7 protein-coding genes and 1 pseudogene are annotated in these 9,303 nt (G+C 68.5%); 6 read left to right on the plus strand and 2 right to left on the minus strand.

Annotation, left to right across the window (positions count from 1 at the left end):
• Positions 1–104 precede the first annotated feature (104 nt).
• The 5 genes and pseudogenes from ABZ319_RS38985 to ABZ319_RS39005 form a co-directional block, all read left to right on the plus strand.
• Positions 105–773, plus strand: a pseudogene (locus tag ABZ319_RS38985) (SDR family oxidoreductase); the annotation flags it as partial.
• Between the two features lie 42 nt (positions 774–815).
• Positions 816–1,727: an SDR family oxidoreductase gene (locus ABZ319_RS38990; protein WP_354991622.1), complete on the plus strand. Its 912-nt coding sequence runs from the start codon at positions 816–818 to the stop codon at positions 1,725–1,727.
• A gap of 600 nt (positions 1,728–2,327) precedes the next feature.
• Positions 2,328–3,704: a hypothetical protein gene (locus tag ABZ319_RS38995; protein WP_354991623.1), complete on the plus strand. Its 1,377-nt coding sequence runs from the start codon at positions 2,328–2,330 to the stop codon at positions 3,702–3,704.
• A 10-nt stretch (positions 3,705–3,714) separates the two neighbouring features.
• Positions 3,715–4,227: an ImmA/IrrE family metallo-endopeptidase gene (locus ABZ319_RS39000; RefSeq protein ID WP_354991624.1), complete on the plus strand. Its 513-nt coding sequence runs from the start codon at positions 3,715–3,717 to the stop codon at positions 4,225–4,227.
• On the plus strand, positions 4,224–5,246 hold the full coding sequence (locus ABZ319_RS39005; protein ID WP_354991625.1) for a hypothetical protein: 1,023 nt from the start codon (positions 4,224–4,226) through the stop codon (positions 5,244–5,246). Before ABZ319_RS39000 ends, ABZ319_RS39005 begins: the two co-directional genes overlap by 4 nt.
• A gap of 666 nt (positions 5,247–5,912) precedes the next feature.
• Here the strand turns inward: ABZ319_RS39005 and ABZ319_RS39010 are convergent.
• Positions 5,913–6,329 (minus strand): helix-turn-helix domain-containing protein, encoded by a 417-nt coding sequence (locus ABZ319_RS39010; protein WP_011207048.1) that lies wholly within the window; start codon positions 6,327–6,329, stop codon positions 5,913–5,915.
• Positions 6,330–6,689: 360 nt separating this feature from the next.
• A complete protein-coding gene (locus tag ABZ319_RS39015) occupies positions 6,690–7,856 on the minus strand; it encodes a steroid 3-ketoacyl-CoA thiolase (protein ID WP_354991626.1) in 1,167 nt (388 codons plus the stop codon).
• Between the two features lie 135 nt (positions 7,857–7,991).
• Between ABZ319_RS39015 and ABZ319_RS39020 the strand changes: the two genes are divergently transcribed.
• Positions 7,992–9,263, plus strand: coding sequence for a cytochrome P450 (locus ABZ319_RS39020; RefSeq protein WP_354991627.1), 1,272 nt, complete (start codon positions 7,992–7,994; stop codon positions 9,261–9,263).
• Positions 9,264–9,303: the final 40 nt, after the last annotated feature.

Genomic DNA, 9,303 nt, shown 5'->3' on the forward strand with positions numbered 1-9,303 from the left:
GTTCTTATACCGCGAGCGCGGCGGGGGGGGGGGGGGGCGGGGGGCGCGGAAGCGGCCGCGGCCGCCCCGCCCCGGCCCCCCCCCCCCCCGCCCCCCCCCCCCCCCCCGCCGACGTGCCCGTGGAAAGCGGTGGGCGGGCGATCGAGTTCCTGCCGTGCGATGTGCGCGACCCGGATTCGGTGCGCGCACTGATCGACGCCATCGTCGATCGGCACGGGCGGCTCGACACCGTGGTCAACAACGCCGGCGGTGCGCCGTTCGCCCTGGCCGCCGACGCCAGCCCGAACTTCCACTCCAAGATCATTCAGCTGAATCTGCTCGCGCCCCTGCTGGTTTCGCAGGTCGCGAACGACGTCATGCAGCGCCAGGACACCGGCGGGTCCATCGTGATGATCTCCAGCGTGAGCGGGCATCGCCCCTCGCCCGGCACCGCGGCCTACGGCGCCGCCAAAGCCGGTGTGGACAGCCTGGTTTCCTCGCTCGCCGTGGAATGGGCGCCCAAGGTCCGGATGAACTCGGTGGTGTGCGGGCTGGTCAACACCGAGTCCTCGCACCTGCACTACGGCGACGAGGACGGCATCGCCGCAGTCAGCGGGACCGTGCCCATGCAGCGCATGGCCAGCCCCGAGGACATCGGCCGCACCGCCGCCTTCCTGGCCTCCCCCCTGGCCGGATACGTCACCGGTTCGTCGCTGCTCGTGCACGGCGGCGGCGAGAAGCCCGCGTTCCTCGGCGCCTCCACCGCGGACGTTCCCGCGGTCGCGGGCAACTAGACCGGCACAATTCCCACTCCACTCATCAGCGAGGTATTTCGAATGACCGAGAAGATCTGCGACGGCCGCGTCGTCATCGTCACCGGTGCGGGCCAGGGCATCGGCCGGGCACACGCGCTGGCCTTCGCCGCCGAGGGCGCGAAGGTCGTGGTGAACGATCTGGGCGCCGAGCTCGACGGCACCCCGAAGCCGGACTCCGGCGCCGCCAAGGTCGTCGAGGAGATCCGCGCCGCCGGCGGCGAAGCCGTCGTGAACGGCGACGACGTCTCGGACTGGGAGGGCGCGCGCCGCCTCGTCGCCACCGCCGTCGAGACCTTCGGCCGGCTGGACGTGCTGGTCAACAACGCCGGCATCGTGCGCGACCGGATGCTGGTCAACCTCGGCGAGGACGAGTGGGACGCGGTCATCAAGGTGCACCTCAAGGGTCACTTCGCGCCCATGCGCCACGCCGCCGACCACTGGCGCAACGAGTCCAAGGCCGGGCGGCAGCCCGAGGCCCGGATCATCAACACCAGCTCCGGCGCGGGCCTGCTCGGCTCGATCGGCCAGGGCAACTACGCCGCCGCCAAGGCGGGCATCGCGGGCCTGACCATCACCGCCGCCGCCGAGTTCGCGCGCTACGGCATCACCGTCAACGCGATCGCCCCGGCCGCGCGCACCCGCATGACCGAAACCGTGTTCGCCGAGACCATGGCGGCCCCGGAGGACGGCAGCTTCGACGCCATGGCCCCGGAAAACGTTTCGCCCCTGGTGGTCTGGCTCGGCAGCGCCGATTCCGCCGGTGTCACGGGCCGGATGTTCGAGGTCGAGGCCGGCAAGGTCACCGTCATGGACGGCCACCGCCACAGCGAGTCGGTCGACCGCGGCGCGCGCTGGAACCCGGCCGAGCTCGGCCCCGCCGTCCGCGACCTGCTGGCCAAGGCCCCGACCCCGGAGCCTGTATACGGCGCCTGAGGTCACCGGTTCCCCCGCCTCCCCGGATATTTTGGGTTGTCGGCGGGCGACGGGAAACTTGTTGTCGCAAATCGATCGCCGGTGCTCGTGTGAGTGCCGGCGATTTCTCGTATCGCGAGGGGTTCGGGGGGCTCGGGCCGGTGCCGGAAGAGTGTTACCCGTCACGTTCGCGCGGTTAGTTGGGCATTCGTCCATGTTGTGAAATGTGGCGCGGGTCACCGAATGGGGGGAGTGGTCGGGGGCCGAGTGTTTGCTGTCGTGTTAGTCGCGAATGTCCGTGTTAGGGGGTGATTTCGAGGGGAATCGCGGGGCCGGTGGGACGGGTGGGGAGGGGGGTGGCTGGCGGGAAAGGCCAATTGTGCTGGGCCGCTTGGCCATATTCGGTGCGGGGCGACGGGGGCGGGCGTACGGTTTGGGGGGCTCCCTAATGCGATGAAGACTTGTGCGGGGTGGCGTGGTCGCCGTTAGGATGGCCGCGTTCCGCAAAGGTTCGGCAATCGGGGCTGCCGGACGTCTTGTGAATCGCTCCACGACGTTGGAGTAAGCCGACTGCGCAGTACCAGATGAGGGGATGGCTGTCGCGTGATCTTTGGTCGTGCAATGCGCTTGGTGGCGGTGACGACAGCTGTCGCCGGGTCCGCGCTGCTCGGGCCGGCGACCGCCGCGGGCCAGCCGGGCATCGAACTCGAGCCCGCGCCGGGTGAGGGCGGGTCGAGCTCGGCGCAGCCGCAGGCCGGAACGCCCGGCGATCCCGTCCCCGCGCGTTCCGCCCCCGTGAACTCCGCGCCGGTGAACTCCGTGCCCGTGAATCCCGTTGCCGGGCCCCAAGATCTGGTCGCCGCCATTCTCGGCGTCGGCACCGGCTCGGCCGCGGTGGGTTCCGCGGGCGCGGGTTCGGCGGGCGTCGGTTCCGCCGCGGCCGGCTCCGCCGGAGTGGGCGCGGTCCTGGGCGCCACCGGTTCCGGTGTGCTCGGCACCGGTTCCGCCGCCGTGGGTTCCGCCGGCGCGGTCACCGGTTCCGCCGGACTCGGCGCGGGCGCGACGGTCCTCGGCACCGGCTCCGCGGCGCTCGGAACCGGTTCGGCCGCAGTCGGTTCCGCCGGCCTCGGCACCGGATCCGCGCTGGGTTCGGCGGGTGTGGGCTCGGCGCTGGCACTGGGCACCGGTTCGGCCGCGGCGGGTTCGGCCGGCCTCGGCACGGGTTCGGCGCTGCTGGGCGTGCTGCTCGGGGTCGGGTCGGCCGGAACCGGCTCTGCCGCAGTGGGTTCGGCCGCTGTCGGCTCGGCCGGCGTGGGTGCGCTGTGCACCGGTTCCGCCGCGGTCGGTTCGGCGGCGGCGGGTTCGGCCGGGCTGGGCTCGGCCGTCGGCGGCAGCGCCGCCGCGGGCTCGGCCGGGGTCGGTTCCGCGGGTGCGGGCTCGGCCGGGGTCGGTTCCGCCGGAGTGGGGTCGGCGGCTGCGGGTTCGGCGGGTGCGGGGTCCGCCGGTGCGGGTTCGGCCGCGGCGGGCAGCGCCGGGGCCGGTTCCGCCGCAGCGGGTTCCGCGGCCGTGGGTTCCGCGGGCGTCGGCTCGGCCGCGATCTGCGCCTCACCACTGCTGTTGCTGCTGATACCCATCCCGAGCCCGGAGGCGGCGGATCCGCCCGTACCGCTGGAGATACCGGCCGCACCGGTGGTGCAGCCGCCGGTCGTCGCGCCCGTCGCGGTTCCCGCGGCTCCCGTGCCGGAACCCGCGCCCGCCCCGGCCCCGCCGCCACCGCCGCCCGCCCCGGCACCCGTTCTGGCGCAACCGAATCCGGACTTCGTCCCGACCTCGAGCAATAAGCCGCTGCCACCGGTCAAGGTGTTGTCGGTGATCGGCGGCCTGATCGCGATGGCGCTGCTGGGCACCGGATCGGGTGCGGTCAGTTTCCAGAGCGCCGCCGCGGCGCAGGGGCGGATCGACGCCGCCCGCGCCGCCTTCTTCGGACCGAGGGTGTGAGGGAACCGCGATGACCGAGAGCAAGGCGCATAGCATCGGGTCCTACCGCCGGGTCGCCGCGGCCGTGGACGCGGTGTGCGCGGTGGCCGCCGACTTCGACGCCACCACCCTGGACGAGGTGGTGCTCGCGATCTCTGCCGAGCGCCGCCGTCCCATCGAGATCGCCAGTGCCCAACTGGGTCCGGGCGTGTGTGGCCAGCGCCGCAGCTATCCGGAGAAGGACGTGATCGTGCTGGCCTCGGCGCTGCCCAGCCGCGATCACACCCTCGCCCACGAACTGGGCCACATCGTGTTCGACCATCCGGGCGAGGCCGCGACCGAGGTGGTGCTCGAGGCCAGCGATGACCTCATCGCCTACATGCTCAGCCAGCGCGCACATCAGCAGGCGGTCGACCTCGGCGAGGACGAGCAGTGCGAATGGGAGGCCGAGACCTTCGCGAGCATGCTCATGACCCGACTGCGCGTATTCAACAGCCGGGGCGCAGGCGTCTCGGTCCTTCGATTCGACGAGGCACTCGGATGACTTTTTGGCTGCTTGCCATGCTGGTCTGGATGGCCGCGGGCGGCCGGGTGGGCCGGGTGCTGGTGAAACCGGCGACCACCGCCCGGGTGGCGATCGTGGTCGCGGTGGCGTCGGTTGCCGCGGCGGCCACCGTCGCGGTCCCGGAAATCGGTGTGGCGGTTGATCATCTGCTGCCCGGTGGCGTGCGCGGGGTCTGGCTGTCGGACAGGCTGGTCACCGCCGCGTGGATCCTGTTCGGCAATGCCACCTCGGTGGTGGCCGCCGCCGCGTGGCCGGTCGTCTCGCGCCGGAATCTGCGCCAGATCGCCTGGATCATCTACGCCGGCGGCGTGCTCGCGATGATCGCGACCCTGCTGTGGTCGGTCACCTTCGGCTGGGTGATCGTCGCGCTGGAATGCCTCTTCATCGTGATCACCGGTGTGCGCAACCTGGATTGGACCGCGCTGGGCCGCGGCATCGCGCTGTACACCTCGGGCACCGCGCTGGTCGGCGTGCTCGCGCTGCTCTCGGTTCGGCGCGAGATACAGGAGCAGCCCATGGCGGCGGCGGGCCAGGGCGATTGGTACTGGCCGATGTGGCAGCTGGCGAGTCTGCTCATCGCGGTGGGAGCGGTCTGGATCGTCATCGAGCTGTGGGCGCGAGCGCGCTTGCTGCTCAAGCAGATTCGCACGCTGCACCGGGTCCTCATCGCGCGTTTCCCGGAGGTGGTCGCCAAGGAGCAGACCGGTTCGGCGACCCAGTTGAAGGCCTCGGACCAGATCGCCCAGATCATGGACGCGCTCTACCTGCAGTCCGGTGGTGGCATCGAGTTCGCGGCCGCGGGCACCCCGCCGGACGCGGTGGCCGAACGCGCGGCCAAGGTCGCGGAGTGGGCGCGCAATCCGTTCGGCGACGTCCTGGTCGACGGCCGCTGGATCGCGCCGCCGCCGGGTGTGGGCCCGCGCGGCTGGGTCCAGGCCATCGCCCGGGCCTACGACGCGAGCGCGGACGCGACGACCGGCGCGACCGCCCGGCGCTGAGACGCGGTATCGGTCATCGATCCGGTGACCGATTGCCTTACCGATACGAGTGCGCGCCGGCGCCCCGATACGGGCGTCTGACAGCCGCGCCACGGGTGCGGCGGATCGCTTCCAATTGAAACTCCACCGAACGGAAGATCATCGCACAGCGGCGGTGTGCGCAGATCACCGAACGATCTCGGTGCAAGTGGATGCTCGCCGGTATCCATGCCGTCCGGTCGGTATATAAATCCGGGTGATTTCAAACGAATCGGCACCGGTATTGAACACCGGTGCCGATAAGAAGCGCCCTATTTGTCGTAACCGCGGTAACGCAGCACTGAGGCGCGATTGTCGATGTTCGTGCATTGCGGACGAAACGCTCATGGCACGCAAAACGACATAGTGCACAAAGCAGTCGGATCAATCATCCCGAGTGACCCGGGATGGGTAATGCCAGGTTTGTGCATAATGCACGGGCGCAGAGGTCTACGCCACACGGCCTCAGCACCCTGAGGCCGGTGCAACACTCTTCGTTCGAACCACATGACTCCGTGGGAGCACGGCGCCGCCCTGCAAGCAACGCCGTGCGCCCACACCCGTCAGGTCGAGCATGGTGCAGTCCTGCGACAACCCAACGCGGTGCGGCCTCCGAGCCAGCCTCACCGTGTTGCCTTGAAGCAGGGCCTATTCCGTGCCGTCCGGAGGAATTTCGGGCAAACCTTCGCTTGCCCGCAACTTCTCCGCCATCGAGGTGAGGAGATTCTGAGATTCTTCGGAGAGGTCGAACGCCCTACTCGACAGCCGACGGAGTCCGTAGCCCTGCAGCTGGGACAGCAGCTCGAGATCATGATCGATCTTGGCCGCGTAGATGTCGTTGAAGAAGTAGTCCGGTTTTACCTTGAAGAACTTCGCCAGCGCCGCGACCGTCTCGTCTGACGGGTTTGTGCGCTGTCCCGACCGCAACTGCGAGAGATACGGTTTCGAGATCGGATGGCCGGAGGCCGTGAGTGCGGCCGCCACCTCTGCGTTGGTGTGCGGCTTGCGCCCCGGGGGATGCACGGTTTCGAACAGCTTGTTCAGCCGCGCCGCGAAATCAGCCATTGTGAGCCGCCCAATTCCCTTCGCTGTACTAACAGTCGTTATCTCGGATACGTATCATTGATATTAGCGGCTCAGTAACTGAAAACCTACGCCTGATCCATGATTTCCTTGAAGCTTCTAGACGGTGATCCGGTGAAGCCGCCGTGGCTTGGGTGTTTGCGGGCTAGCCTCACCGTTCTTGCGGAGGGCTTAAGAGTCCCGGTTCTGGCCCGTCGCGAAGGTCTTCCACGACGGGCCGTCGGTAACCCTAAGATAGCTGACGTCTCATCTTCTTGTCTGTATCGCGGATTGTGTGGCGTACGCCACGTTTCACGACAAGTGGGATGAACGTTCAACCTAGGCCGAAAATGATTGAAGCGACTACAACCTCTCGATGATGGTGCCGGTCGCGAGCGCGCCGCCGCAGCACATGAGGATCATGGCGAACTGCTTGTCGCTGCGCTCGAGCTCGTGCAAAGCCGTTGTGATGAGCCGGGATCCGGTGCTGCCCACCGGATGCCCGAGTGCGATGGCGCCGCCGTTGACATTGACGCGGTCGAAATCGGGCTTGTGCACCGAGGCCCACGACAGCGCCACGGCCGCGAAAGCCTCATTGATCTCGAACAAGTCGATGTCGGAGATGCTCATGCCCGAGCGCTCGAGCAGGCGCTCGCACGCCTGCACCGGTCCGTCCAAATGGAATTCGGGCTCGCTGCCCACCAGGCACTGCGACACGATGCGGGCGCGAGCGCGCAAACCCGCACGCTCAGCGGCCTTTTCGTCCATCATCAGCACCGCGGCGGCGCCGTCGGAGATCTGCGAGGAGGTGCCGGCGGTGTGGATTCCGCCCTCCAGCACCGGCTTCAGCTTCGTCAGGCTCTCCAGGCTGGTCTCGCGCAGGCCCTGATCGCGGGTGACATCGAGGAATTCACCGGTGAGGTTGCCCTCCTTGTCGATCTGCGGCGCGTTCGCGATGGTCAGCACCTCGCGATCGAACCGGCCCTGCGCCCAGGCCTGCGCGGCCAGCTGCTGCGAGCGCACACCGAGCGCGTCGATGTCGTCGCGAGTAATGCCGCGCCGCTTGGCAATCCGCTCCGCGGCCTCGAACTGGTTGGGCATGTCGATGTCCCAGGTGGCCGGTCGGCGCGGGCCCGCGTGCGTTCCGACGTTGGCGCCCAGCGGAACATGGCTCATGGACTCGATGCCGCACGCCAGGCCGACCTCGATGGCGCCGGTGGAGATGAGGCCCGCGACCAGGCCGGCGGCCTGCTGTGCGGACCCGCACTGGTTGTCGATCGTCACCGCGCCGGTCTGCCACGGCAGTCCGGCGTGCAGCCAAGCGGTTCGAGTGACATTGTTGGACTGTTCGCCGACCTGCATGACGCAGCCGCCGACGACCTGCTCGACTGCCAGCGGGTCCAGCTGGGCCCGCTCCAGGACGCCCTTCTGGGCCGCGCCCAGGATCTCCGCGGCGTGCAGGCCGCCGAGCCAGCCGTTGCGCTTGCCGATGGGCGTACGTGCGGCCTCGACGATGACAGGTGTACCCACGGTGTCTTCCCTCCGGTAAGAACTGAAACAAGTTCTTCATGTGTAACGTAAGCCGGTTGAGGCTCCTTCCCTAGTCTTACCGCTTGTGCTTCAATAACGGTAGAACGTGTTTCAGTTAGTCAAAGGAGACAACTGGTGGTGGATACACAGAGCCGTCCGAACGTGCCGGAGGGTTTCGACGTCACGGACCCGGATCTCTGGGCCCATCGAGTCCCCGTGGAGGAACTGGCCGAACTTCGCGCTACCGCGCCCATCTGGTGGAATCCCAAGTCGCCGCAGACCGGCGGCTTCCAGGACGACGGCTTCTGGGTCGTGTCCAAGCATGCCGACGTCAAGACGGTCTCGCGCCGCGACGACGTCTTCTCGACCTTCGAGAACACCGCGATTCCTCGTTTCAACGACGACATCACTCGCGAGCAGATCGAGCTGCAGCGCTTCGTGCTCCTGAACAAGGATGCGCCCGAGCACACCAAGCTGCGCAAGACCATCGCGAAGGGCTTCACCCCGCGCGTGATCAACGGGCTGCGCGCCGAGCTGACCGCTCGCGCGGAGTCGATCGTGCAGGCCGCGGCCGCCGGATGCACCGGTGACTTCGTCGAGCAGGTAGCGGCCGAACTGCCGCTGCAGGCGATCGCCGAGCTGATCGGTGTGCCGCAGGACGACCGCATGAAGCTGTTCAAGTGGTCGAATGACATGACCAGCTACGACGATCCGGACAGCGACGCCGATCCGCTGGTGGCCTCCACCGAGCTGCTCGGCTACGCGTACCAGATGGCCGAGGCGCGCCGGAACGAGCCCGCCGACGACATCGTGACCCAGCTGATCCAGCCGGACGCGGACGGCAACGTGCTGCTGCCCGAGGAATTCGGCTTCTTCGTCATGGTGCTTGCCGTGGCCGGCAACGAGACCACGCGCAACGCGACCACGCACGGCATGATCGCCTTCCTGGAGAACCCGGACCAGTGGGAACTCTTCAAGAAGGAGCGGCCCAAGACCGCCGCGGACGAGATCATCCGCTGGGCCACCCCGGTCAGCAGCTTCCAGCGCACCGCGCTCGAGGACGTCGAGATCGAGGGCGTGCAGATCAAGAAGGGCCAGCGCGTGGTGCTCTCGTACCGCTCGGCCAACTTCGACGACGAGGTGTTCGAGGACCCGCACACCTTCAACATCCTTCGTAATCCCAACCCGCACCTGTCCTTCGGCGGCACCGGCGCGCACTACTGCGTCGGCGCGAACCTGGCCCGGCTCGAGGTCGAGATCATCTTCAACGCGATCGCCGACTACATGCCCGATATCACCGCGCTCGGCGATCCCAAGCGCCTGCGTTCGGGCTGGCTGAACGGCGTCAAGGAATTCCAGGTCGATTACCAGCCCAAGGCCGGCGGCGGCTGCCCGGTCGCGCACTGAGCATGATCGTTATCGGGCGCTCGGCGAAATCGCCGAGCGC

This window comes from Nocardia sp. NPDC005978, assembly GCF_040614455.1.
In the GTDB taxonomy this organism is placed as follows: domain Bacteria; phylum Actinomycetota; class Actinomycetes; order Mycobacteriales; family Mycobacteriaceae; genus Nocardia.

Excerpts from the sequence above, each read along its gene's own strand:
- ABZ319_RS38990 (WP_354991622.1), top strand. The coding sequence starts at position 816 with ATGACCGAGAAGATCTGCGACGGCCGCGTCGTCATCGTCACCGGTGCG.
- ABZ319_RS38995 (WP_354991623.1), top strand. The coding sequence starts at position 2,328 with ATGCGCTTGGTGGCGGTGACGACAGCTGTCGCCGGGTCCGCGCTGCTC.
- ABZ319_RS39000 (WP_354991624.1), top strand. The coding sequence starts at position 3,715 with ATGACCGAGAGCAAGGCGCATAGCATCGGGTCCTACCGCCGGGTCGCC.
- ABZ319_RS39005 (WP_354991625.1), top strand. The coding sequence starts at position 4,224 with ATGACTTTTTGGCTGCTTGCCATGCTGGTCTGGATGGCCGCGGGCGGC.
- ABZ319_RS39010 (WP_011207048.1), bottom strand. The coding sequence starts at position 6,329 with ATGGCTGATTTCGCGGCGCGGCTGAACAAGCTGTTCGAAACCGTGCAT.